At 64.1% G+C, this 23,553-nt stretch carries 24 protein-coding genes; 13 read left to right on the top strand and 11 right to left on the bottom strand.

The genetic code is table 11. From position 1 onward, the window contains the following. Nucleotides 1–91 precede the first annotated feature (91 nt). Complete coding sequence (locus CSZ94_RS23590; RefSeq protein ID WP_102123754.1) at nucleotides 92–337, bottom strand: sugar ABC transporter permease; 246 nt, start codon at nucleotides 335–337, stop codon at nucleotides 92–94. 7 nt (nucleotides 338–344) lie between these two features. After that, nucleotides 345–1,634, bottom strand: coding sequence for an ABC transporter substrate-binding protein (locus CSZ94_RS23585; protein WP_102123753.1), 1,290 nt, complete (start codon nucleotides 1,632–1,634; stop codon nucleotides 345–347). A gap of 391 nt (nucleotides 1,635–2,025) precedes the next feature. Between CSZ94_RS23585 and CSZ94_RS23580 the strand changes: the two genes are divergently transcribed. The 3 genes from CSZ94_RS23580 (at nucleotide 2,026) to CSZ94_RS23570 (ending at nucleotide 4,554) form a co-directional block, all read left to right on the top strand. Next, nucleotides 2,026–3,045: a LacI family DNA-binding transcriptional regulator gene (locus tag CSZ94_RS23580; protein ID WP_102123752.1), complete on the top strand. Its 1,020-nt coding sequence runs from the start codon at nucleotides 2,026–2,028 to the stop codon at nucleotides 3,043–3,045. Nucleotides 3,046–3,373: 328 nt separating this feature from the next. Continuing rightward, complete coding sequence (sodB, locus tag CSZ94_RS23575; RefSeq protein WP_102123751.1) at nucleotides 3,374–3,952, top strand: superoxide dismutase [Fe]; 579 nt, start codon at nucleotides 3,374–3,376, stop codon at nucleotides 3,950–3,952. Nucleotides 3,953–4,182: 230 nt separating this feature from the next. Then, nucleotides 4,183–4,554, top strand: coding sequence for a lysozyme inhibitor LprI family protein (locus tag CSZ94_RS23570; protein WP_102123750.1), 372 nt, complete (start codon nucleotides 4,183–4,185; stop codon nucleotides 4,552–4,554). Nucleotides 4,555–4,587: 33 nt separating this feature from the next. Here CSZ94_RS23570 and CSZ94_RS23565 read toward each other — a convergent pair whose 3' ends face one another. Further along, nucleotides 4,588–6,150, bottom strand: a complete 1,563-nt coding sequence (locus CSZ94_RS23565) for a CYTH and CHAD domain-containing protein (protein WP_102123749.1) — start codon at nucleotides 6,148–6,150, stop codon at nucleotides 4,588–4,590. Nucleotides 6,151–6,271: 121 nt separating this feature from the next. Here CSZ94_RS23565 and mgrA point away from each other — a divergent pair, with 121 nt between their 5' ends. After that, entirely contained in the window at nucleotides 6,272–7,312 is a 1,041-nt protein-coding gene (mgrA, locus tag CSZ94_RS23560; RefSeq protein ID WP_102123758.1) for an L-glyceraldehyde 3-phosphate reductase, read from the top strand. A gap of 5 nt (nucleotides 7,313–7,317) precedes the next feature. Here the strand turns inward: mgrA and CSZ94_RS23555 are convergent, their stop codons facing one another. The 3 genes from CSZ94_RS23555 to CSZ94_RS23545 all read right to left on the bottom strand — a co-directional run bounded on the left by CSZ94_RS23555 (nucleotide 7,318) and on the right by CSZ94_RS23545 (nucleotide 8,655). Next, complete coding sequence (locus CSZ94_RS23555) at nucleotides 7,318–7,797, bottom strand: DUF2244 domain-containing protein (protein ID WP_102123748.1); 480 nt, start codon at nucleotides 7,795–7,797, stop codon at nucleotides 7,318–7,320. Between the two features lie 85 nt (nucleotides 7,798–7,882). After that, a complete protein-coding gene (locus CSZ94_RS23550) occupies nucleotides 7,883–8,200 on the bottom strand; it encodes a hypothetical protein (protein ID WP_102123747.1) in 318 nt (105 codons plus the stop codon). 125 nt (nucleotides 8,201–8,325) lie between these two features. Further along, the gene (locus CSZ94_RS23545) at nucleotides 8,326–8,655 is read right to left on the bottom strand and encodes a hypothetical protein (RefSeq protein WP_102123746.1); all 330 of its coding nucleotides are present in this window, start codon (nucleotides 8,653–8,655) and stop codon (nucleotides 8,326–8,328) included. A 285-nt stretch (nucleotides 8,656–8,940) separates the two neighbouring features. On the opposite strand from CSZ94_RS23545, the gene CSZ94_RS28135 reads away from it, so the two are divergent. The 6 genes from CSZ94_RS28135 (at nucleotide 8,941) to CSZ94_RS23515 (ending at nucleotide 14,656) form a co-directional block, all read left to right on the top strand. After that, nucleotides 8,941–9,258 (top strand): DUF4148 domain-containing protein, encoded by a 318-nt coding sequence (locus CSZ94_RS28135; protein ID WP_180977597.1) that lies wholly within the window; start codon nucleotides 8,941–8,943, stop codon nucleotides 9,256–9,258. A 132-nt stretch (nucleotides 9,259–9,390) separates the two neighbouring features. Further along, nucleotides 9,391–10,803 carry an efflux transporter outer membrane subunit gene (locus CSZ94_RS23535; RefSeq protein ID WP_102123744.1) on the top strand — a complete coding sequence of 471 codons (1,413 nt, stop codon included), beginning with the start codon at nucleotides 9,391–9,393 and terminating at the stop codon, nucleotides 10,801–10,803. A gap of 72 nt (nucleotides 10,804–10,875) precedes the next feature. Next, nucleotides 10,876–11,382, top strand: a complete 507-nt coding sequence (locus tag CSZ94_RS23530; RefSeq protein WP_102123743.1) for a MarR family winged helix-turn-helix transcriptional regulator — start codon at nucleotides 10,876–10,878, stop codon at nucleotides 11,380–11,382. 10 nt (nucleotides 11,383–11,392) lie between these two features. After that, nucleotides 11,393–13,540 carry an FUSC family protein gene (locus CSZ94_RS23525; protein WP_258001164.1) on the top strand — a complete coding sequence of 716 codons (2,148 nt, stop codon included), beginning with the start codon at nucleotides 11,393–11,395 and terminating at the stop codon, nucleotides 13,538–13,540. Then, a complete protein-coding gene (locus CSZ94_RS23520; RefSeq protein WP_102123742.1) occupies nucleotides 13,530–13,730 on the top strand; it encodes a DUF1656 domain-containing protein in 201 nt (66 codons plus the stop codon). Before CSZ94_RS23525 ends, CSZ94_RS23520 begins: the two co-directional genes overlap by 11 nt. 50 nt (nucleotides 13,731–13,780) lie before the next feature. Continuing rightward, nucleotides 13,781–14,656 carry an efflux RND transporter periplasmic adaptor subunit gene (locus CSZ94_RS23515; RefSeq protein WP_102123741.1) on the top strand — a complete coding sequence of 292 codons (876 nt, stop codon included), beginning with the start codon at nucleotides 13,781–13,783 and terminating at the stop codon, nucleotides 14,654–14,656. A gap of 3 nt (nucleotides 14,657–14,659) precedes the next feature. Here CSZ94_RS23515 and CSZ94_RS23510 read toward each other — a convergent pair whose 3' ends face one another. The 4 genes from CSZ94_RS23510 to CSZ94_RS23495 all read right to left on the bottom strand — a co-directional run bounded on the left by CSZ94_RS23510 (nucleotide 14,660) and on the right by CSZ94_RS23495 (nucleotide 18,080). After that, nucleotides 14,660–15,406, bottom strand: coding sequence for an SDR family oxidoreductase (locus CSZ94_RS23510; RefSeq protein WP_102123740.1), 747 nt, complete (start codon nucleotides 15,404–15,406; stop codon nucleotides 14,660–14,662). Nucleotides 15,407–15,487: 81 nt separating this feature from the next. Continuing rightward, a complete protein-coding gene (locus CSZ94_RS23505; protein WP_102123739.1) occupies nucleotides 15,488–15,712 on the bottom strand; it encodes a hypothetical protein in 225 nt (74 codons plus the stop codon). A 13-nt stretch (nucleotides 15,713–15,725) separates the two neighbouring features. Further along, entirely contained in the window at nucleotides 15,726–16,397 is a 672-nt protein-coding gene (locus CSZ94_RS23500; protein WP_102123738.1) for a thiol:disulfide interchange protein DsbA/DsbL, read from the bottom strand. 147 nt (nucleotides 16,398–16,544) lie between these two features. Then, nucleotides 16,545–18,080: a TonB-dependent receptor domain-containing protein gene (locus CSZ94_RS23495; RefSeq protein WP_102123737.1), complete on the bottom strand. Its 1,536-nt coding sequence runs from the start codon at nucleotides 18,078–18,080 to the stop codon at nucleotides 16,545–16,547. A 228-nt stretch (nucleotides 18,081–18,308) separates the two neighbouring features. Here CSZ94_RS23495 and CSZ94_RS23490 point away from each other — a divergent pair, with 228 nt between their 5' ends. Both CSZ94_RS23490 and CSZ94_RS23485 read left to right on the top strand, forming a co-directional pair. Further along, nucleotides 18,309–20,597: a M1 family metallopeptidase gene (locus CSZ94_RS23490; protein ID WP_180977596.1), complete on the top strand. Its 2,289-nt coding sequence runs from the start codon at nucleotides 18,309–18,311 to the stop codon at nucleotides 20,595–20,597. Continuing rightward, nucleotides 20,594–21,478, top strand: coding sequence for a hypothetical protein (locus CSZ94_RS23485; RefSeq protein ID WP_102123736.1), 885 nt, complete (start codon nucleotides 20,594–20,596; stop codon nucleotides 21,476–21,478). Before CSZ94_RS23490 ends, CSZ94_RS23485 begins: the two co-directional genes overlap by 4 nt. Here CSZ94_RS23485 and CSZ94_RS23480 read toward each other — a convergent pair whose 3' ends face one another. Then, complete coding sequence (locus CSZ94_RS23480; RefSeq protein WP_102123755.1) at nucleotides 21,479–22,369, bottom strand: LysR family transcriptional regulator; 891 nt, start codon at nucleotides 22,367–22,369, stop codon at nucleotides 21,479–21,481. A gap of 113 nt (nucleotides 22,370–22,482) precedes the next feature. Here CSZ94_RS23480 and CSZ94_RS23475 point away from each other — a divergent pair, with 113 nt between their 5' ends. Next, the gene (locus CSZ94_RS23475; protein WP_258001163.1) at nucleotides 22,483–23,391 is read left to right on the top strand and encodes a DODA-type extradiol aromatic ring-opening family dioxygenase; all 909 of its coding nucleotides are present in this window, start codon (nucleotides 22,483–22,485) and stop codon (nucleotides 23,389–23,391) included. Nucleotides 23,392–23,553: the final 162 nt, after the last annotated feature.

Below are 23,553 nucleotides of genomic sequence, written 5' to 3'. Positions count from 1 at the left end.
AGAGAGATCGGTTCGTTTGCCATTTACGCGTCCAAATACCGAGAGTAAACGCCTTTCTCAACGTGTTTACAAGCAATATTTCACCCTATCGTCACTCCGAGCACCTACCCTTCATGCAATCGCCCTGCCACTGCATGGCTTCCACGCCGCTGGCCGCTTCCCACTGGTTGAACGACAAATAGATGGAAAACAGCAGCGGAAACAGGCTGAAGACGGCAAACAGGATGAAGAAGGGGCTGATGAAAATATATGGCGCCCATTGCTTCATGTTGACGCGTTTCCTGGCGGGCCGCACCGGCGCGGCGGCGCCTTCGGCACAAGGCATGGTCGTGTTCATGCTGCTCCTAGCGCCGCGCGCGGTGGGTGATCAGGGCCTTGGCGTCGGCCAGCGCCGTCTTGATATCCTTGTTTTGCGCCAGCACGCTTTCCAGTTCCATGTTGACGATGTCGCGCGCCACGGCGTCGAACTTGTCGACGCGGATGACGGGAATTTTCGCTGCCGTGTCACGCGCCAGCAAACGCGTCTTCTGGCCGCCGAAATACGCCTGCGGCTCGTCCATCATCGGGTCCGCATAGGCCGCCTTCAATGCCGGGAAGGCGCCGATCTCTTTCAGCGAATGCAGCTGGATATCCTTGTTGACAGTCATGAACTTGATGAATTCCCACGCCTGCGCCTTGTTGCTCGCCTTTTTCGGAATGCCGTAAAAGGAGCCGCCATACGAGGCCAGCGCGCCGGCCGGCAGGTTCGCCGCGCGCCACTGGCCAGAGGAAGCCGGCGCCAGCCACTTGGCCAGGTGGCCGCTGAGCCAGGAACCCATCATCTGGCTGGCTACCTTGTCGCGCTTGAAGCCTTCGGCCCACTCGCCCGTCCAGGCCACGGTGCGCGCATCGATGCCGGCCACGCGCGCCGCCTTGGCCAGTTCAAACGCTTTCACGAAGCGGGGCGAGTCGACCAGCACCTGCCCCTTGTCGCCAAAATAAATGCCTTCGCCATCCTTCAAATTGGCGCGTATATAAATGTCGGCCAGGTCGCTGGCGCCGGCCAGCAAATAGATGCCCGTGGCCGCCTTGAGCTTCTTGCCGGCGGCGATGTACGATTCCCACGACTGCGTCAGGTCGGCCTCCTTGATGCCCGCCTTGTCCATCAAGTCCTTGCGGTAAAACAGGGTGCCCGGCCCAAGGTCGGCCGGCATGGCGCCCAGGGTGCCGCGCGAACTGGTCGCTTGCACGAAGGTGAACGGCACGAACCGGGCGCGGTACTGCCCTGCCCCGTAAGGCGGCTGCAGCAAATCTTCCATGCCCTTCGATTCGGCGAAGCTGCCGACATAACGAAAATCGATGGCCATCACATCGGGCAGACGCGCGCCGGCCGCCAGCGCCGTCGTCATCGAATTATGGTGGTCGTCGATCTGCAGGCTGACCAGCTTGACCTTGACTTGCGGGTACAGTTTTTCCCACAGGGGCAAGGCCGTCTTGACGGCGCGGTCCAGATCGGGGAAGGAGGCGACGGTAATCGTGGCAGGGGCCAGCACGGGCAGCACTGCTGCCGGCGGGACGGCTGCGGGCGCGGCGGCCACACCAAAGGCCAGGGTCAGCGCTGCCAGAGGGGCGGCGCCAAGTATGCTTGACTTCATTATTTCATCTCCGTTTATTGAACGTCTTCTATCTTGAAAACGTTTTCACACCATACATCCATTTAACACCGCAAAGAAAATCAAGTCAACCGAAAAAGTTGTCATTTTTATTGGGGCAGCGTGGCAAGAGGAGAACAATGGCGCTTATTCTCCTATGATAAAGGTGAATATACGGGGTGCCGGGGTTGCTGTTGTTTTTTGTGAAAACGTTTTCACAACACGCATAATGGGCACGCCAACACATCATCCGACACATTGTTGTGCGGCACGTGTCGGCTTACGCCGTTCCGGCCAGGCTCACCTGCAGCCATCGCTCCCGTTTATGGTAACCTTTCACTGAAAAGGTTTTCAGAGCACTGACAACCAGCCATCTTGATACCCAGGAATCACCTTGAACGATAGCGCCCACGCTGCTCCCCCTTCCACCCTGCTCGACGTGGCCCGCCAGGCCGGCGTCTCGCCCAGCACCGTCTCGCGCATCCTCAATGGCACGGCCAAAGTGTCCGACGACAAGCGCGACGCCGTGCTGGCCGCCATCGCGCACATGAAATTTGCGCCGAACCAGATGGCCCAGGGCTTGAAGAAAGGCCGCTCGATGACCATCGGCATCGTGGTGCAGGATATTTCCAGCCCCTTCTTCGACGAAAGCTTGCGCGGCGTGGACGATGGCTTGAAAGACACGGGCTATGCATCCGTCATCGTCAGCGGGCACTGGAATGCGCAGGAAGAAGCCGACCGCATCCGTTTGCTGCTGGCGAGGAAGGTCGACGGCATCATCCTGCTGTCGGGGCGCATCTCGGACCAGAGCGTGCTCGATTTCTCACAGCAGCGGCCCATCGTCTCGACGGGTCGCCTGCTGGCCACCAAAAGCGCCATCGGCTTCAAGCTCGACAACGAATACGGCGCCTACCTGGCCGTGCGCCACCTGGTGGAGCTGGGCCACCGCCGCATCGCTTTTGTCTCCGGTCCCGCCAACAACACAGATGCAGCCGAGCGCCTGACGGGCTACCAGCGCGCGCTGCGCGAAGCGGACATCGCCATCGATCCGAAACTGATGGTGGAAGGTGATTTCCACGAGGCAAGTGGCATGCTGGCCATGAACCATTTGTTCGATACGCAACAGCAATTTAGCGCCGTCTTCGCCGCCAACGATCTGTCCGCCTACGGCGTGAGCCTGTGCCTGTACCGCAAGGGCATTCGCGTGCCCGACGATATCTCGCTCGTGGGTTTCGATGACTTGCCCGGCTCGTCCTACACGACGCCGCCGCTGACGACCATCCACCAGCCCCTGTACGACATTGGGCGCGTCGCCACCGAAGCGCTGCTGGGACTGATCAATGGCGAAGCCGTGCAAGCGGCCATTCCGCCGCTGGAACTGATCGTGCGCGAAACTACGCGCCGCATCCGCTAAGGATTGCACCATGATAAACCTACTGCGCAGCCCACTCTCTGGTTGGCGTTGCTCGCTGTACTTTTTGTACAGCTGCGCTACTCAACCCGATATCGGGCTTGCTCGCTACGGTTTCTCAAGAAGCTGACGCTTCAGCATATACCACTATTTCCCTGAACGAGAATCACTACGCAAACGGTATCCGCGACGCGTGCCGGAATCTGCAGCAATGGCGCATCCGCTTTACAATAGTGGCTCGTTCAGCAAGAATGCTTGGTTCAAGCACGTAGGCTCAACCCTCCGGTCACAGGCCGGAAGACTCCGAACACTCACCACAAAGGGACATTACATGGAACATACTCTGCCACCACTGCCGTATGAAATGGACGCTCTGGCGCCGCATATTTCGAAAGAAACCCTGGAATACCACTATGCCAAGCATCACCAGGCGTATGTCACCAACTTGAACAACCTGATCAAGGGTACCGAATTCGAGAACCTGTCGCTGGAAGAAATCATCAAGAAATCGTCGGGCGGCATCTTCAACAATGCAGCGCAAGTATGGAACCACACCTTCTACTGGAACGGCATGAAGCCGGCCGGCGGCGGCGCGCCTAGCGGTGCCGTGGCTGACGCAATCAACGCCAAATGGTCGTCGTTCGACAAGTTCAAGGAAGAATTCACCAAGTCGTGCGTGGGCAACTTCGGTTCGGGCTGGACCTGGCTGGTGCAAAAAGCCGACGGCTCCGTCGACATCGTCAACACCTCGAACGCCGGCTGCCCTTTGACCACGGGCGACAAGCCACTGCTGACCTGCGACGTCTGGGAACACGCCTACTACATCGATTACCGCAACCTGCGCGCCAAGTACGTGGAAACGTTCTGGGGCCTGGTCAACTGGGAATTCGTTGCCAAGAACTTCGCGTAAGCGGTTCCTGTCAACGTAAAACGGACACGCCTGCGCAGCAGTGACGTGTTCTGGAAAGAAGCCTGCGCCTGCGAGCCCGGGCTTCTTTTTTTTGTCCGTGCAGAAAGCAGACAACGGCAGCAGGCACTTGGCAAACGAACAAGTGCTACGCACAGGATATTGTAAAATGCGCAAAAGCGCTTGCTGGCCCGGCGCCTCATCCGTTCCCCTCCACTTTCTGAAAGTATCTCATGAAAAAATGCCTGCTTGCTTTGCTCGTGTTTGCCTCCGGCTCCGCCTTCGCCAACTCGGCCTGCGATACGCCCCGCAACGACTTCGACGGCCTGTATTGTCTGAACAAGGTGTACCAGGAAGCGGACAAGGAATTGAACGCCAACTATAAGAAACTGAGCTCCCAGCTCGATGCCAGCGGCAAGCAAAAGCTGAAATCGGGCCAGCTGGCGTGGATCAGCAACCGCAACAAGAGCTGTTCCAAACGCGAAGCATCGGACTTCTATGTGAACCTCGATTGCGCCACCCAGACCACCATCGAACGCGCGCAATTCCTGCAAGATCGCGCGCGCGAATGCGTCAGTGCCGGTTGCCAGAACAGCAAACTGTGAACTGAAACTGCACCAGCGCAAAAGGGAACCGGCTCAGGCCGGCAAGCGGGTCGCCTTGAAGCGCCGCCAAGCCTTGTGCATGCGCTCGTCCTTACCCTGCGCCTGCGCGCGCGCCGCAAGATAGTCGCGCACGAAGGCCGCGTGCAGGCGCAGCCCGTCTTGAGCGGACTGGTCAGCCTGGACCTCGGGTAATTGCTGCAGCAGCCGGTCGGCCACCTGCACATCGTTGAGCCGGCCCAGTTCATCCTGCAGGGTCGACAAGCGCGCCACATACGGTTGCACGGCGCGCGCGGAAAACAGCGAGGCAAAGAATTCCGTCGCATAACGCATCTTCTTGGCCGCGATGCGCACCTGGTGGCGCTGCAGCGGCGAGGCATGTAGCAGGCGCTTGCCGCGCTTCACCAGGCGGCGCTGGTCCTTGCGCAGCATGGCGCGGGCAAACGGGAAAACGTGCGCGTCCAGGCGCCGCAATTGGCGCGTCGAACAGCTGTCGCGCCAGGCGCGCGCCAGCAGCCAGCGCTGCAAACCCAGCATACAGGCCGTGCAGCGCAGCGACGTGACGGCCTCGGCGGCGTGTACATGCTTGAGCCGCGCCTGCGCGTGCGCCGCCTGCGCCAGCGCCGCCGCATTGGCTTGCGCCTCGCCATCGAGGTGCGCCAGCGTAGAGCCAGCGAGCACATCCCAGTCGCGCGCCTCGCCCAGCGCGCCGCCCAGCCAACCGAGTTCGCTCTTCAGCACCTCCGGCAGCGCCAGCAGGGACTGGAACATGCCCAGCGCCGAGCGCAAACGGCGCAAGCCCACGCGCATCTGGTGCACGCTTTCCACGTCCTCGCCCCCCGCCACGCCATCCTGGTTGCCGCTTACCTGTTCCAGGCAATTGCCGCAGATGTCGATGAAGGCTTGTTGCACCGTCATGCCATCGTCGAGCGCCAGGGGTAGGGCCTTGACGGCGCGCAAAGGCTGCGGCGCGCAAAGGCGGTAGCCACGCTCCGCCTTGCTCATGTGGCCCAGTTGCAGCGGCACGTCTTGCAGCAAGGCCAGCGCCACGTCGAACAGGCTGGCGGCCTGGCCCTGCTTCAACTCCAGCTCGATCTCGCTGACGGCCACGCTACGCGCAGCACCGTCCGCACCGCTTTCAATCACACCCTGGTCCAGCACGCATTCGATCTGGTCGCCCTGCGGCGTGCGCAACTGCCAGACGGTACGCTCGATGCGCGTGGTAAACACGGGCTGCAAGGCGTCGCGAACGGCGTCTTGGCGCAGCAGCGCACGGATGGGCTGCTTGCGGCCGATGGCAGAGTCGAGCGCGGCGAGGTCCGGTTGCGGCCCCGGCACGTCGCCTTCCCATTCGTGGCGGCCGTGCAAACCGCCGCTGACGCTACCGCCAGCCTTCAGGGTTTGCACCCAGCGCCCGTCCACCTGGCGCACGCGCAAGCCCGCCTGGTGGCGGCACAGCTGCAAATCAGGCGTATCGACATAAATATCGTGCATCTGCAGCAGTTGCGGCGCACCTTGCGCATACTGCGCCAGCAGGGGGTGTGCGCGCAGCTGCGGCGCGTCTTGCGGCGCCAGCAACAATTTCAATTCGATTTCCATGACCGCTCCTTGCGAGACTCCTCAACGCCTATTGTACGGCGCACCCGCTTGCGCGCAAGGCGCACGCACGCGTGTCGTGATTTTGCGCGAAAATAAGCGCTTCATTCAACCGGGAGATGCCATGACTTACCACGCCGCCGAGAACCGCTACGACAGCATGCCATACCGCACGTGCGGGCACAGCGGGCTGAAATTGCCGCTGTTGTCCCTGGGACTGTGGCACAACTTTGGCGACAGCAACCATCTGGCCTCGCAGCGCGACATGCTGCGCACGGCCTTCGACCTGGGCATCACGCATTTCGATCTGGCCAACAACTACGGCCCGCCGTATGGCAGTGCGGAAAGCAATTTCGGCAAGCTGCTGCGCGACGATTTCCTGCCCTACCGCGATGAGCTGATCATTTCCACCAAGGCGGGCTGGGACATGTGGCCCGGCCCGTACGGCCAGGGCGGCGGTTCGCGCAAATATATGCTGGCCAGCCTGGACCAGAGCTTGCAGCGCCTGGGCCTCGATTACGTCGACATCTTTTACTCGCACCGCTACGACGCCGACACGCCGCTGGTAGAAACCATGGGCGCGCTGGCCACCGCCGTGCAGCAGGGCAAGGCGCTGTACGTGGGCCTGTCGTCCTACTCGCCGCAAAAGACGGCCGAGGCCGCCGCCCTGCTGAAAGAGTGGAAAGTGCCGTGTTTGATCCACCAGCCTGCCTACAATATGCTCAACCGCTGGATCGAGGAAGACGGCTTGCTCGACACCCTGCAAACGCAAGGCATGGGCTGCATCACGTTCACGGCGCTGGCGCAAGGCTTGCTCAGCGACAAGTACCTCGATGGCGTGCCGCAGGATGCGCGCGTCAACCGCCCCGGCGGCGGTTCGCTGCCGCAAAAACACCTGAGCGCGGAAAACCTGGGCCGCGTGCGCGCCCTGAACCAGATCGCTGCGCAGCGGGGGCAGACGCTGGCACAGATGGCGCTGGCCTGGGTGCTGCGCGATGCGCGCGTCACCTCGACCCTGATCGGCGCCAGCAGCAGCGCGCAAATCCGCGAAAACGTGGCCGCGCTGCAGCAACTGACGTTTACGGCCGAGGAACTGGCGGCCATCGACGTGCAGGCGCGTGAAGGGCATATCAATTTATGGGAAGGTCCGTCGCGGGCCGTGTAAGGCGCTCACGGCGGCGACAAGGGCGGCGGCAACAGGGCCAGCAATTCCTGCGCCACTTGCCGGCGCCGTTCAGGCGTGGCGTACACGCCCACATCCACCTGCGCGCCGCCAGCGCCGATATCATGGATGTGTATCAACTGGCGCGGCCCTTGCGGCATAGCGATGCACGTGCGCCATGGGGAAAAGTGGTGGCGCCGGCAGTGGCCGGCGCTGACCTGTTCGACGATCAGCTCGCCGTCGCGCAGGGCGATGTGCTCATAGTCGCGCGCATGGCGCAGGTAATGCAGCAGGGCGACGGCCACCAGGCCCAGTTCGGCGAACGAAAAGACGGGAATGGTCCAGATGCCGCGCAGCGCAAAGGCCGCGGCAATCGCCAGGGAAAACAGGCATAGCAAACCATAGGCGCGCAGCAACTGACCCGCCGTCAAGGCACTGTGGCGCGCCAGCAGCCATTGCGGCTGCTCGCGCGAGTGATCGCGTGGCATGGCACCTCCAGCACTATCGCTACATCACCGTATCACTACAGCGGCCCTCGCGGCCGTCGCCAGGGGCAGCCAGCTCGCGCCCGGCTCAGGCACCCATCCGCACCAGTGCATGACCCACATGTTGCCACCAGTGGTCGCGCGACTTGACCTGCTTCAGGCAAGACGTGTCGATTTCCGTGGGGAACACGCGATCCTGGCATGCCTGCGTTGCCAGGGCATAGCGCTGGTTTTCCGCCGCTGCCAGGGCCAGGGCCAGCCAGAACACCAGCGCCAGCAACACCACCAGCAAACTCCAGGCCAGGTGATTGGTGTTACTTTTTTCGCCAAAAAACTCGCGTGGCCGCGTTTCGCGGTACACCAGCATCAAGTCTTTTTCTTTCTCTTCCGACATCTGCGTTTGCATCCTCTGACATCCTATGCTGTACCGGCCGGCTGGCCATGGCGACGCGCACGCCGCCGTGCCCGCATTTTACGCTGATGGCGCAGGAGAGACAGTAATTCGTGGCGGCAATTCCTCGCCACCCCGCATCAGGGACGCGGCACCGGCGCCGGCGCAGCGCGCGGTGCGTCCTCGGCCTCCTCTGCCGACGGTACGGGCGCCAGGCGCTCGACATGATCGACGTCGATGTCGCTGCCATCGGCAGCCCCGTTGTGGGGCTCCACGCCGGCCCGGTCGCCCGTGCCGGCCGCATCGCTGTCGTTTTCGAGCTCTTCTGCATCCTGGCCAGGCACGCCCTGCATGTCGCTGCCGCTGTCGGAGCTGTCGCTGGGACCGAGCGCGCCCTTGCCATGGCCGCTGCCCAGGACGCGGTCAGGTGTGACGGGCAAATTATCCGGATCGAGTGAACTGCTGCTCATGGCTGACTCCCGTTGATCAAAAGACCAGCTTACTCCCCTCGCCCAGCCAGCGGCGCACGCCTGCACGGCATTTCCCCAGGGGAAATGCGGCATCGCACAAATATTTTCAAAAATTACTTCACAAATGTACTATTCATTGATATAGTTAATTCAAGTAAGCATCTTCTCATCCAGAAACTGCTTCATCGGCGGCAGGGCGCCCACCAGCACCCTGCCGCCGAACCGACCGGTAAGTGGCGAGCCGGCCCATCCACCCAGCCATCATGCACATATTGGAGTTTTATCATGCAAGCCAAATCACTCATCGCCGCATTGTTTGCCATCACCACCGCTACCTCGGCTTTCGCACAAAGCGCCGCGCCAGCCGCCGCCGGCCAGCAACTGACGCGCGCCGAAGTCACGGCGGAATATATCCGTGCCCGCAACGCCGGCGACATCGCCAGCAGCGAAGTCGACTACCCGAAAACGCCGGCCACCGCCGCCAGCAAGGTGACACGCGAACAAGTCATGGCCGAGTTCTACGCCGCCCGCAAGGCTGGCCTGATCCCGCAAACGGAAGCGGACTTTGATGTCGCGCAAGCCACCAAGCACGTTGTGCAATAAGAAACCAGTCAGCCGGTTTCAGTCAGTCAGTAACACACCTCAGTTGCGGCGCAGCACTCGGGCCACTCCCGAAGCTCACCGCGGCGAGCTGTCAGCAACACCCCCAACACTATCTTCTCCCGGAGTCCCTGCATGTCCCTGCACCGCCGTTTGCTTGCCGCCAGCCTGATCCTTGCCTTGAGCGCTTGCGCCGACATGGGCCATATCGCGCCGCAATCGGCCATGCTCGACGCCAACAAGCTGCAGGCGAGCAAGGCCATGGATGCCGCCGCCAGTGCCGCCATACAATGGCCGCGCACGCAATGGTGGCAAGACTTGCACGACCCCCAGTTGAACCGTTTGATGGAGCAGGCGCTGGCCGACAGCCCCACCCTGCGCGGCGCCCAGGCGCGCGTACGCCAGGCCGAGGCGCTGGCCGGTGCAGCCGAGGACAAGACCCGCCCGCAGGCGGACGCGAATATCTCCATCAACCGCGAACTGTATTCGCAGCACGGCAGCACGCCGGCGCCGCTGGCCGGCAATTACGCCTGGCGCAACCAGGCCACCGTGACGGCCTCGTACGACCTGGACCTGTGGGGCCGCAACCGCGCCGCCCTGTCCGCCGCGCTGGGCGACGTGCAGCTGGCCTCGGCCGAATCGCAGATGGCCCGCCTGGCCCTGGAAACGGCGCTGGTGCGCACCTACATCCAGCTGTCGTATACATTCCAGCTGCAGGACGTGATCGAACGCAGCCTGGCGCAGCGCGCCCGCGTCCTCGACATCACGCGCCAGCGCAAGGCCGCCGGCATCGGCACGGACATTGACGTGGCGCAAATCGAAACCACCTTGCCGGCGGGCCGCCGCCAGTTGGAGCAATCGGCCGAGTCGCTGGCCCTGCTGCGCAACCAGTTGGCGGCCCTGGCGGGCAAGGGTCCGGCGGCGGGCGCGGCGTTCACGCGCCCCGTGCTGCGCCTGGACCAGCCGCTGGCCATTCCCGCCGCCCTGCCCGCCGACCTGATCGGCCGCCGTCCCGACATCGCCGCCCAGCGCTGGCGCGTGGAAGCGGCGGCGCAGCGCATCGACTCTGCCAAGGCCGAGTTTTACCCGAACGTCAACCTGGTGGCCTTTGCCGGCTTCCAGGCCTTCGGCTTCAGCCATTTTCTCGACGCCAACTCGGACATCCGCGGCGCCTCTCCCGCGCTGAGCCTGCCCATCTTTGCCGGCGCCCGTTTGCGCGCCCAGCTGGGCAGCCAGACGGCCGTGTACGACGGCGCCGTGGAGCAATACAACGCCACCGTCATCAACGCCATGTCGGACGTGGCCAACGCCGTCACCCGCGCCCAGTCGCTGGCAAAGCAGCACCAGCTCACCGTGCAGGCGCTGGCCACGGCGCAGCGCGCGCGCGACCTGGCGGAAAAAGCCTACAAGGCGGGCATGAGCGACGCCATCAACATGCTCAACACGCAAGTGGCGCTGCTGGCGGAAGAACAACAGCAAGCGCAGAATGGGGCACGCGAACTCGATCTGTACGTTTCCTTGATGAATGCACTGGGAGGCGGAATCTAGTGTTGCAATCCTGGTATTGCACTAGCCCAACAAGATACAATCGGAACTTTATTCACACATGAAGGAAATGACATGACCGCTTTTGACGCCACCTCCAAGCGGCTGCAAAACATCCGCACGCGCATGCCAGGCTTCCCCATGGAACTGATGCGTTTGTTGCGCATGACGTACCACATTCAAAAAGGCATGAAGGACCTGACCAATGCGGCGCTGAAAAAGCACCACCTGGTCGATGCCAGCTACATGGTGCTGGCCGTGCTGTACGGCACCGACGACGAAACGTCGAACGCCTGCACCCTGGGCATGGCCTGCCATGAAAAGCCGGCCAACCTGACGCGCGTCTGCAACGACCTGGAAACGCGCGGCCTGATCCACCGCGGCACGCGTCCCGGCGACCGCCGCTCGGTGATGATTTCACTGACCGACAAGGGCCGCGCGCTGATCGAAACAGCGCTGCCCGATGTGTACCAGGAAACCTCGGCCCTGTACCAAGGCTTGACGGAAGAAGAGCTGCTAGTGCTCGACAAGCTGTACATGCGCCAGTTGCGCAACCTCAACAATCTCCACCACCAGAACTGATAGCCTATCGATGACGCCAGCCACAGCAACAACATTCACGCAAGGCCCCCTGTCCCGGGCGGCCCACTGGCTGGCGCTGGCGCTGCAGGACTGGCGCACGACGGAAGGCGAACGCTGGATCTACGTCGGCAAGACCCTCATCGCCGCGTTCTGCGCCCTGTGGCTGGCCTACCGACTGGGACTCGATTCGCCCAGCACGGCGATGACCACCACCATCATCCTGGCCCTGCCCAGCAGCGGCATGGTGCTGGAAAAAAGCTTTTACCGCCTGTGCGGCACCCTGCTCGGGTGCACCGCCGCGCTGACCCTGATCGGCCTGTTCCCGCAGCAGCCGGTGCTGCTGTTCGCCGGCCTGGCCCTGTGGGTGGGCCTGTGCACGAGCGGCTCGGCCCTGCACCGCAACGCCCAGTCGTATGTGTATGTGCTGGCCGGCTACACGGCCTGCATGATAGCGCTGCCCGCCATCGAGCAGCCGATGCAGGTGTTCGCGCTGGCCGTCACGCGCGTGGCCGAAGTCGGCCTGGGCATCATCTGCTCGGCCGTCGTCTCCAGCGTGCTGCTGCCGCGCCACCAGGGCACGCAAGTGATGCGCACGGTACAGGCCCGCTACGGCAAATTGCTCACCTTCTGCCAGGATGTGCTGCAGCAAAAACTCACGCCGGCGCAGGTGGAGCTGACACATTTGCAGTTTGCCGCCGACGTGGCGGCGCTGGAGCTGGGCCGCTCGGCCGCCCTGTTTGAAGTCACCAGCGCGGTAGGCCACGCGCGCGCACAAAACCGCAAGCTGCACGCCTTCAACGCTACCTTCATGACGGCGCTGACCACCTTCTATACCTTCCACCGCCTGTTCGACCGCCTGCAGCGCGATGGCGAGACACAAGTCATGCAGGCGTGCGCGCCCCTGTACGCCATCGTCGCCGAAGCGCTGCAGGCCACGCCCTCGCAAGGCTCGCTCGACACCATGCAGCAGCATTTGCAGACGGCGCTGGCGCTGGCGCGCACGCAGATTGATACCGCGCAAATCACGCATGCCCAGCGCATCGATTTCGACACCGTGTGCGAGCTGCTGGAACGCTTCGCGCGCGACATGAGCCGCTTTCACGAAGTCTATTTCAGCCTGGCGCACGATACGCCGCTGGAAGTGAGCACGCCGCAAGCGTATGCGCCAAAGACGCCACCGGCGCTGGTGATCGCCAGCGGCGCGCGCGCGGCCATCAGCCTGGCCCTGCTGGCGCTGGGCGCCTATTTCCTCGCCTGGCCTTACGCCAGCACGGCGATGCTGATGGCGGCCGTGTTCTGCGCGCTGGCCTCGTCCTCGCCGCGCCCCATCATGATGATCCGACAGGTGCTGGCGGGCTTTTTGATCGCCATGCCGCTGTCGCTCGTCTGCGTGTATTTCATGCTGGTGCACGGCGACGGCTTCCCCATGCTGGTGCTGAGTTTTGCGCCCTTCCTGGCCGTCGGCCTGTATCTGATGACCAATCCCGCCAAGCTGGGCGTGGGCCTGGGCGTGTCGACCTTCATCACGCAGATGGCACCGACCAACCTGATGCATGTCGATGGCGCCGCCTTTTTGAACACCGGCATGGCGCTGATCGTCGGACTGATGCTGGCCGCCCTCGTGTTTGCCGTGCTGCTGCCCGAGCACACCATGGGCCACAAGAACCATATCGGCCCGGCCCTGTGGCGCGAAGCGCTGCATGCATGCACGGCGCCCGCACGCCGCGTGAAACACCGTTTCGACAACCGCGTGCGCGACCTGCTCAGCCAGCTCAACGCTGCGGCCGGTCCGGCGCCGGGCGAGGCCACGCGCGCCGTCGTGCGCCAGGCCTTGACCTTGCTGGAAATCGGCCATTCCGTAATCGACTTGCGCGAACTGATCGCCAGTTCCTCCGGCAACAGCCGAGCGCGCGAGGCCCTGCAGCGCTGTGTGGACAGCCTCGCCGCCTGGCTTCGCACACGCGGCGAGGCGCAACTGCAGGCGGCGCTGGCGGCCACCTTGCAGGCCGGCGCCGTGGTGCGGGCGGCCCAGGCTGCCAACGGCACGGCAGCGGAACAGGGCGTGCGTCTGCAGACGGCGCTGGTCGACCTGCATTCGATCTACACCTCATTACTCGACAACATGGCGCCTGGCGCCGGAGACCATCATGCCGCGTGAATTCGCCCTGTTCGGAATTCTGATTCCCACCCTGCTGCCCCTGTTTATCCTCAGCATCGGCCTGCAAACCCTGCTCGACCGCATGCTGGGCTGGCTGGGCGTGTACCGCATGGTGTGGCACCCTTCGCTGGCGCGGCTATGCATCTTCATCGCCATCTTCGGCGCGCTGGCTCTATACCTTTACAAATAGCTCTACAAATAAAAAAAACTGTTCAACCCAATCAAGGAAAGGCTGCCGACATGGTAAGCAAACTGACCCGCTATGCAATCACCCTGCTGCTCCTGGCCGCAGCCCTGTGGATAGGAAAAACCGTCTGGGACCGCTACATGGAGTCGCCGTGGACGCGCGACGGGCGCATCAAGGCCGATATCGTCAACATCAGCGCCGACGTGGCGGGCACCGTCACGGACGTGCTGGTGCGCGACAACCAGGTGGTGAAAAAAGGCGACGTACTCTTCATCGTCGACAAGGAGCGCTATGCGAGCGCGCTGGCGCAGGCCGACGCCGTGCTGGCCACGCAAAGGACGGAGCAGGGACGCCGCGGCAAGGAAGCGCAGCGCCGCGCCAATCTCGACGCCAGCATCATCTCCACGGAAAGCCGAGAAAGCGCGGCGTTTGCCGCCAGTTCGGCCGCGTCGCAGGTGCAGGCGGCGCTGGCCGCCCGCGCGCTGGCCCAATTGAACCTGGAACGCACCACCGTGCGTGCGCCCGTCAGCGGCTACGTGACGAACCTGAACGTGCACAAGGGTGATTTCGCCGCCGTTGGCGCGGCCAAGCTGGCCGTCATCGACAGCGCCTCGTATTATGTCGTCGGCTACTTCGAAGAGACCAAGCTGGGCATGCTGGCGCAGGACGACAAGGCGGAAATGAATCTGATGAGCGGCGGCACCCTGCATGGCCACATCGAGAGCATCGCGCGCGGCATCACCGACCGCGACGCCGCCACGGGCCGCGAATTGCTGGCCGACGTCAATCCCACTTTCAACTGGGTGCGCCTGGCGCAGCGCGTGCCGGTGCGCATCCACATCGACGAGCAAGACAGGAACCAGGTCCTGGTGGCCGGCACCACCTGCACCGTGGTGATCACGCCCCATTCGGCGCCGGCCAAAGCGTAAGCTTTAGCGCCCGCCCGCCACGTCGAGGATGCTGCCCGTCACATACGTCGCCCCCGGACCCAGCAGGTACAGGATGGCATCGGCGATTTCTTCCGGCTGGCCGCCGCGCTGCATGGGCACGCCGGACGCCAGGCGCGCCACCCTGCCCGGTTCACCGCCAGACGCGTGGATATCCGTGTAGATGATGCCGGGCCGCACGCCGTTGACGCGGATGCCTTCGGCCGCCACTTCCTTTGCCAGCCCGATGGTCAAGGTATCGACGGCGCCTTTCGAGGCCGCGTAATCGATGTATTCGCCCGGGGAGCCGATGCGCGCGGCCACCGACGAGACATTCACGATGCGCCCGCCGTGCCCGCCGTTTGCCGTGGACATGCGCCGCACGGCCTGCTGGCAGCACAAAAAATAACCGATCACGTTGGTGCGCAGCACGCGTTCCAGGCGCTGCACGGAGATGTCGGCCAGCCGGCATTTCTGCTCCAGCACGCCCACATTGTTGACCAGCGCCGTAAGCGTGCCCAGGCGCGCATCGACTTCGTCAAACAAACGCGCCACGTCGGCTTCATCGCCCACGTCAGCCTGCACGGCGATGGCTTCGCCGCCGCCAGCGACGATGCGCGCGCACAGTTCCTCCGCCGCCTGCGCATCGCGCACGTAATTGACGCAGACGGCATAGCCCTGGCGCGCCGCCAGCTGTGCCGTCGCCGCGCCGATGCCGCGGCTGCTGCCGGTAATCAAGATCACTTCCTTCATTGTCTCTCCTCGCTGGTTGTGGCTGCATCATACGCGGACGAAAAAAAACCCGCGCGCGGCGGGTTTTTCGTGCACCTGCATTCAGTTCCTGAAGTGCGTCATGGCGTAAGTCAGATGCTGCCACCAGTGTTCGCGCGACTGCACGGACGCCAGGCATTTCGCATCGACCTCGTTCTTGAACGCGGGGTCCACACAGGCCTTGCTGACCAGCGCATTGCGCTGGTTTTCCACGTTGACGACGGCAAGCGCCAGCCACGCCACGAGGGCGAGAGCCAGCACGCACAAAGTCCAGGGCAGCTGTTTCATGACGATCTCCGGTTTACTTCTTCGCTGGCGCGGGAGCGCGCTCTTTCAGGACGCGCGCCACCAGTTCATCCATCACGCGCAGGGTCGCTGCCTGGGTTTGCGGCTCGGACTGGCCCGGACGCGACAGCTGCGCCGGCGACGTGACGAAGCGGCCGTCGATGACGATGGTGGGTGCACTGTCGATCTTGCTGGCGGTGATCAGCTGCTCGTTGCGTTTCAGCTTGGTCTGCACGCCGAAGGAATTGAACATGTCCAGGTATTTGGCCTTGTCGATGCCGTTCTTCACCAGCAGCTCGAGGATGGCGTCATCGCGGTTCAGACGGTTGCGCTCGACGTGGATGGCGCGGAAGATCTTGTCGTGGAACTGGTCCAGCTGGCCTATCGCTTCCAGGGTGGCATAAGCGTGCGCCTGCGGATCTTTCGGGCCGTTGAAGGCCAGGTGGATGCGGCGGAAGGCGATCTTGTCGCCTTGCTTCTTGACCCAGTCGTGCATCAGCGGATCGAGCGCATAGCAATGCGGGCAGGAATACATGAAATACTCCACCACTTCCACCTTCTTGCCCGTGTCCGTGCGCACTGGCGTGGGGAGCGTGGTAAAGCCGGTATCGGCCGCCATGGCGCCGCCGGTGGCCGCCACCAGGGTGACGGCGACGAACAGGGGACGCAAGAAACGCAGAAAACGCATATTAATCCTTCATCATAAAGTGGTCATGAACGGGGCGAGATTACCACTTTTTGCACTGTCCATTGTAGCGCGGGCCGAAAAAAGGGAGTTTTACACGCTCCGTTTGCGCCTGATTAAGCCGCTCTTAAGCGGCGCTGCGCGTCTGTCTCAGAAATGGTAGCGCGCCGACACGCGCAGCTGGCGCGCATCGTTAAGGTAAATGCTGGAACGGCAGCCCGGCGCATCGCTGTAATGGCGGCGGTTGGCCAGATTGCTGCCGGCCAGCTCCAGCTCCCACGCGCCCAGCTTGCGCGCATAGCGCCCGTCCACGGTGGCAAACGCAGGCACTTGCGCCAGGCAGCTGTTGGCGAAATCCGGGCCATAGCGCAGGGCGCGCAGCCATTGCACGCCAACGTCGGCGCTGGCGCCGGCCTGCCCCGTCCAGTACAGGCGCAGGCTGACCAGTGTCTTGGGCACGAGGGCGATATCCGGGCCGTCGTAGGCGTAGTCGTCATAGCGCGCATGCACTTGCCGCAGCTGAGCGTCGAGGCGCCAGCCGCGCGCCAGCGCCATGCCGGCCTCGATGGCGATGCCGTCGCGGCGCGAAGGGTCGAGGTTGCCCGCAAAGCCCAGCTGGCCCAGGCTCTGGTCGAAGACGATCTGATTGCTCAGGCGCTCGCTGAAGACGCGCACGGAAGCGCTGCGCGCCGCGTCGCCGAAGGTGGCGCCCACTTCCGTTTCGCGCCGCAGCTGTCCTGCCAGGGGACGGTAGCCGGCGCGGGTATAGCCATCATCGTCGATGCGGTAGCTGCGCGCGGCCTTGGCGTACACGCTCAGTTGCGGGCGCAGCTGCAAGCTGCCCTGCAAATCCCATGCATTCTGGTTTTCCCAGTCGCTGCCGGCGGCGGGCATGTCGGCCGGATCGAGCTGGAACTGTTCATGCCGCAGCCCCAGCAGCAGGCGCGGCGCATACGCGCCGCCGAAGGCCAGCTCTTCGCGCAGCAGCAGCGCGCGCGAATACTGGCGGCGCTGTCCGTCGCCAGCGCGGCCCGAGCGCCGCTGCCACTGCATCAGGTCTAGGCCCACTTCCGTATCCGTGCCCACGCCGCCCATCTTGCCGTAGTGGCGCAGGCGGGGCGCCAGTTGCCGGCGGCGGCTGATGTACCTCGATTCGCTGCTGCCCTCCTCGCCCGCATACTGCGCCGTGGCGCGCTTTTCCCGCTGCGACAGTTCCACCCCCAGCTCGAAATTGCCCAGATAGCGCTGCACGAAGGCGCTGCCGCGCCGTACTTCATAGCGGTACAGGTCTTCCGGGCGGACTGCCAGCAGGGCCAGGAATGGCGCCTCGGGCGCGCGATAGTGGGTGTCCTGGTTTAACTGGTCGACGCTGAAACCGAAGCGGCCCTGGCGCACCTTCCATTCCGCGCCCCCATTCAAGCCGCGCTGGTGAAACACGCTGCCATCGCGGTAATTGCCATTGCGTAGCCCGTCGATGGCCACATCGAGCGACATGCCGTCCTGGTCGCGCGACAGGGCGCCGCGCACGCTTTGCTGGCCGCCCTGACCCAGTTCGGTGGACAAATCGCCATGCGTGACGCCAGCCGTCACGCCATCCACGCCTTCCTGCGCACACGCCGGCATGGCCAGGGCGCACAGCAGCAAGGCGCGCATGGCAATGGTCAGAACGGGAGGGGCAGGCATCATGGCGGCAGGCTTGAGGCGTCACCGCAGCGCGAACGCACGGTAGTGGAAGAGAGGGATGGCAAAAGCGAATCATTATACGCACGGCGCGCGGCGCCGCAACAGCCGGCGGGGCTGCTTACACAATTCATTGCTTATTTGTAATTTTTACAGGTATATTAACGAGCGCCCGGCGATCCTGGGCGCAGCCGACTGCATTTGAAAATCAACAAGTCACTGTGGGAGTCACGCATGGAAAGTCGTAGCACACCGCGCCGGGGGCCACCAAGTCCCCGCGGCACGCGCCGCAGCATTGGTTTTTTCCCCATCTCGGGCAAGCTCAAAGCACTCTCCATCACCGCCTTGCTGCTGGCCGGCCTGGCCCTGCAGGCCGACCTGTTCGCCCAGCCGGGCCAGGGCAAGCAGGCCGGCGCGCCCGTGCCGCTGGCGCCCCCCGCCGACGGCATCGCCCTGGCCTTGCCGCACGCGTCCGCCGTCAGCACGCCCAGCGCCAGCAACGCCTGGGGCGGCGCGCGCACGGCCGCGCAAGCGACCCTGTCGGACCGCGTGGTCGACTACCAGATCGTAGCGACGCTCGATCCCGTCAAGCACACCATAACCGGCCAGCAGAAACTGCGCTGGCGCAACCGCAGCGCGCAAGCCGTCAGCAGCGTCTATCTGCACCTGTACCTGAATGCTTTCGAAGGCGAACATTCGACCTTCTTTACCGAAAAGCGCAAGCTCGATACGGGCTTTCGCTCGGGCGTCGACACGCGCGACGGCGAGTGGGGCTACATCGAACTGCGCAGCATGACGCAGAACGGCGCCAAGGCGCCCTGGCATTTCGTCCAGCCAGACAACGGCCCCGCCACCGACCGCAGCGTCGTGCGCGTCGACTTGCCGCAAGCCGTCGCGCCGGGCGCCGAGACGACGCTTGACATCGGCTTCTTCGACCAGCTGCCGCGCGTCATCGCGCGCACCGGCTATTTCGGCAGCTTCCACCTGGTGGGCCAGTGGTTCCCCAAGATCGCCGTGCTGGAACTGCCCGGCGAACGGGGCGCCACCGCGCCGCGCTGGAACGCGCATGAATTTCACCTGAACTCGGAGTTCTACGCCGATTTCGGCAACTATGACGTGAAGCTGAGCGTGCCCAAGGAGTACACGGTGGGCGCCACGGGCGAACTGCAGGGCGCGCCGCAGGAAAAGGACGGCATGCTCACGCATCACTATGTACAGGGCGACGTGCACGATTTCGCCTGGACGGCCGACAAGCGCAGCGCGCCGCCGTTGACGGGCAGCTGGAACGGCCCTGGCAGCCCGCCGGTGGCCATCAAGGTGCTGTACCCGCCCGAGTACGCGTCCAACGCGGCGCCGGCGCTGCAGGCGGCCAAGGATGCGCTCACGTATTTTTCGCGCACCATGGGCGCGTATCCGTACAAGACCCTGACGGTGGTGATTCCGCCGTTTAATGCGGCCGAAGCGGGCGGCATGGAATACCCGACCTTCATCACCGCCTCGAGCTACGCCAAGCTGCAGCCGAAGACCATCGCCGAATTCGGCCTCGATTTCGTCACCATCCATGAATTCGGCCATGGCTATTTCTACGGCATCCTGGCCTCGAACGAATTCGAGGAACCCATCCTCGACGAAGGCTTGAACGAGTACTGGGACCAGCGCATGCTGCGCGCGCGCGGCCAGGACATCCATGCCACCACGCCGCTGCTCAAGCGCCTGGGCTTGGCCCCCGTCTTCAAGGTCTTCGAATTCGAGCGCATGGCCGCACCGCGCCAGGATGCGGCCGACCCGCTGGGCCTGAACGCCTGGAACCGCCTGCAGGGCGTGGGCCCCGTCTACAGCCGCACGGCCATCACCATGCGCGACCTGGAAGCGCGCATCGGCAGCGAGGCCATGGAAAGGGGCTTCAAGGCGTATTACGAAGAGTGGAAATTCCGCCACCCCAGCGTAGCGGACCTGCGCGAAGCGCTGGCCGAGGCGACGGGCCAGCGGCGCATCGTGGAACAGGTCTTCGCGCAGCAAGTCTATGCCAGCGCGAACATCGACGACCGCATCGGCAGCTTCAGCAGCGAAGAGCAGACGCCGCTGGCCGGCATGGCGCTGATGGATGGCAAGCGCGTGGAACACACGGCCGACACGCTGGAAAAAGAGGAGAAAAAAGTGCGCAAGGCGTGGGACAAGGCGCACCCGGACGCCAAGCCCGGCACGGGAGCGTATCCATATCTCACCAGCGTGGTGCTGCGCCGCCGCGGCGCGCCCGTGCCGCAGGTGCTGCTGGTGAAATTTGCCGATGGCACGTCCGAACGCGTGGTATGGGATAACGACCAGCTGTGGCAGCGCTACACCTGGAGCAAGCCCGTGAAGGCCGTCTCGGCGGAACTCGACCCCGACCGCGTGCACTACCTCGACGTCAACAAGCTCGATGACAGCCGCACCCTGAAAGCCGATACCTCGGCCGCACGGCGCTGGAGCCTCGACCTCGCCGCCGCCTTCCAATACCTGTTTTCCCTGATTGCCATCGTATGAGCGCCACTTCCACGACACGGCCCAGCGGCCTGACCCTGACCACGCGCGCCAGCCGCGCCGCCCTGCAATGGCGCTTGCTGCTGCTGTGGGCGGGTCTGCTGCTGATCCCCACCATCGTCGCCGTCATTCCCCTCTGGCGCACCTTGAGCGCCAGCCTCGATCAGGCTGTGCATGCGGCGGCCCTGGCGCACAAGCTCGACCTGATGACCCTGGCCGACCTGGTGGCCAATGCGGGCCGCAACGGCGCCGCCATCAGCCAGGCCGCCATCGCCGGCATCGTCCTGACCCTGCTGCTGTCGCCACTGCTGAGCGGCCTGGTGGTGACGGCCGCGCGCGCCCCTGCGGCACTGGGCTTCGGCCCCCTGCTGACGGGCGCCTTCAGCGAATACGGCCGCATGCTGCGCATGTTGCTGTGGAGCATAGTGCCGCTGAGCGTGGCGCTGACCATCGGCGCCGGCGCACTGAAACTGGCCGACAGGCACGCGGCGAAGGCCATCCTGGAAGCCGATGCCGACCTGGCCCGTCATCTGGCCTTGCTGGCGACGGGCCTGCTCTTCCTGCTGGCTTGCGCCACGCTCGACGCAGGCCGCGCGGCGCTGGCCGTCGACCGGCGCCGCACCTCGGCCGTCAAGGCCTGGTGGCGGGGCCTCGGCATGCTGCGCCGGCGTCCGCTGGCCTGCCTGGCCATCTACCTCGTCATCACCGTGCTGGGACTGGCGCTGTATGCACTGCTGGGCGTGGCGCGCCTGAATCTGGCCGCGCCCGGTCCACTGGCCAGCGTGGCCGGCTTGTTGGCGACGCAACTGGCGGCGCTGGTGCTGGCGTGGATGCGCAGCGTGCGCCTGTTCGCGCTGATCGACGTGAAGCGCTCGCTGGCATAGTTACGTCCCCAGGCGCCCGTCATCGGCCAGAAAGTCGATGAAGGTGCGCACTTTCGACGACAGGTAGCGGCGGCTGGTGTAGACGGCGTACACACTGCCGCCCGCCAGCTGGTAGCCGTCGAAGAGGCGCACCAGCCGCCCCGCCGCCAGGTCCGCTTCCGTCTGCCACGACGGCAACAGGGCGATGCCCATGCCGTCAAGCGCGGCCGCGTGCAGCAGGCTTTCGTTATTACATTGCAGCACGGGCGAAAACTTTACCGTCTCGCGTCCCTGCGGCCCGTCGAAGGCAAGTTCATTGCCGTTTGCTAACAAGGAATAGCTGATCATGGCGTGCTGCGCCAGGTCTTGCGGCAGCTGCGGCTGGCCCGCGCGCGCCAGGTAGGCGGGCGCGGCCACCAGGTGAAAGGCGATGCTGCCGATGGGCCGCGCGATCAGGCTCGGCGATGGCGCCTGGCTCACGCGCAGAGCCAGATCAAAACCCTCTTCCACCAGGTTGACCACGCGCCCGCTCAAGTCGATGTCGAACGTCACTTCCGGGTAGCGCTCGCGGTAAGCCACCAGGGTGCGCGTAAAGATGGCGTTGGCGAACCAGACGGGGGCGCTCAGGCGCAGCATGCCGCGCGGCACCACCGTCGTGCGGCCCACGGTCGCTTCCACCTCGTCGAGATTGTCGAGCATGTCGCGGCACTGTTCAAAATACACCTTGCCGATTTCCGTCAGGCTCAGGTGGCGGCTGCTGCGGTTCAACAGCCGCGCGCCCAGGTGGCGTTCCAGGTGCATCACATGCTTGCTGACCATGGCCGGCGACATATCCAGGCGCTCGCTGGCGCGCACAAAACTGTCCAGTTCCACCACGGCGCGAAACACGCGCATGCTGCGCAAGGTATCCATATCCATCCCACCATCAACAAAATGGAAATGATATATCAATAATTGCGATCTTGATCAACTGGCCGCGCATGACTATCATCGATCCATCATCAGCCATTCCCTCAGGAGCCGCCATGCAAGAGCACACCTTTCCCACCTATTTCCTGTCGCACGGCGGCGGCCCGTGGCCGTTCATGAAAGACCAGTTCGGCGACCGCTACGACGTGCTCGAAGCATCCTTGCAAGATATCCCGCGCCAGGTCGGCGCGCGCCCAAAGGCCGTGCTGGTGGTCACGGCGCACTGGGAAGGGCCGCAGTTCCTCGTCTCGGCCAGCCCGCAGCCAGGCATGCTCTACGATTATTCGGGCTTCCCGCCGCACACGTATCAAATCCAGTACCCGGCGCCCGGTGCGCCGGCACTGGCGACGCAGGTAAAACAGTTGCTCGATGCGGCCGGCCACCCGGCCCGCCTGGACCACGAGCGGGGCTTCGACCACGGCACCTTCAGCGCCCTGTTCCCCATCTACCCGCAGGCGGACGTGCCGCTGGTGCAATTGTCGCTGAAACACGGCTACGATCCGCTCACGCACGTCGAGGTGGGCCGCGCGCTGGCCAGCTTGCGCCGGCAGGGCGTGCTGATACTCGGCAGCGGCCTGTCTTACCATAATCTGCGCCAGTTCGGCCAGGCGGGCGCAGTCGCCTCACAGCAGTTCGATGCCTGGTTGCGCCAGGTGATGGCCCTGCCGCCGGCACCAAGGCTGGCGCAGTTGCTGGCCTGGGACCAGGCGCCGGGCGCGCGGCAGGCCCATCCGCAGGAAGACCATCTGCTGCCGCTGATGGTGGCGCTGGGAGCGGCCGAGCAGGAAGCGGCGCACGTGGTGTATCACGAGGAGGATTTCTTTGGCGCCCTGGCGGTGACCAGTTTCAGGTTTGGGGGTATGGGGTCAGACGGGGACGCCGAGTCCCTCAACACCGCTAACGGCTGGCTCAACGCCAACGCCATCGGGGGTCTGACCCCAGAATTGAAAAAAGCCGCTAACTAGTGTACTGCTTGCGAAATGGTTGCACTATTTAAAGACTGCGCTATCATCTACATATTGAGTTTGAGATGAGGTGAGCAATGCTGACTGCGGCGCCGATTATATTGAGCGAGGAAGACCGTGCCGAACTGGAACGAAGGGTCCGGTCGCAAACCATCGATACAC

The organism is Janthinobacterium sp. ROICE36, from assembly GCF_002869965.1.
Classification (GTDB): Bacteria; Pseudomonadota; Gammaproteobacteria; order Burkholderiales; family Burkholderiaceae_D; genus Janthinobacterium.
The sequence above is the reverse complement of the archived record's forward strand: the minus strand, read 5'-3'. Positions and strand labels throughout refer to the sequence as shown.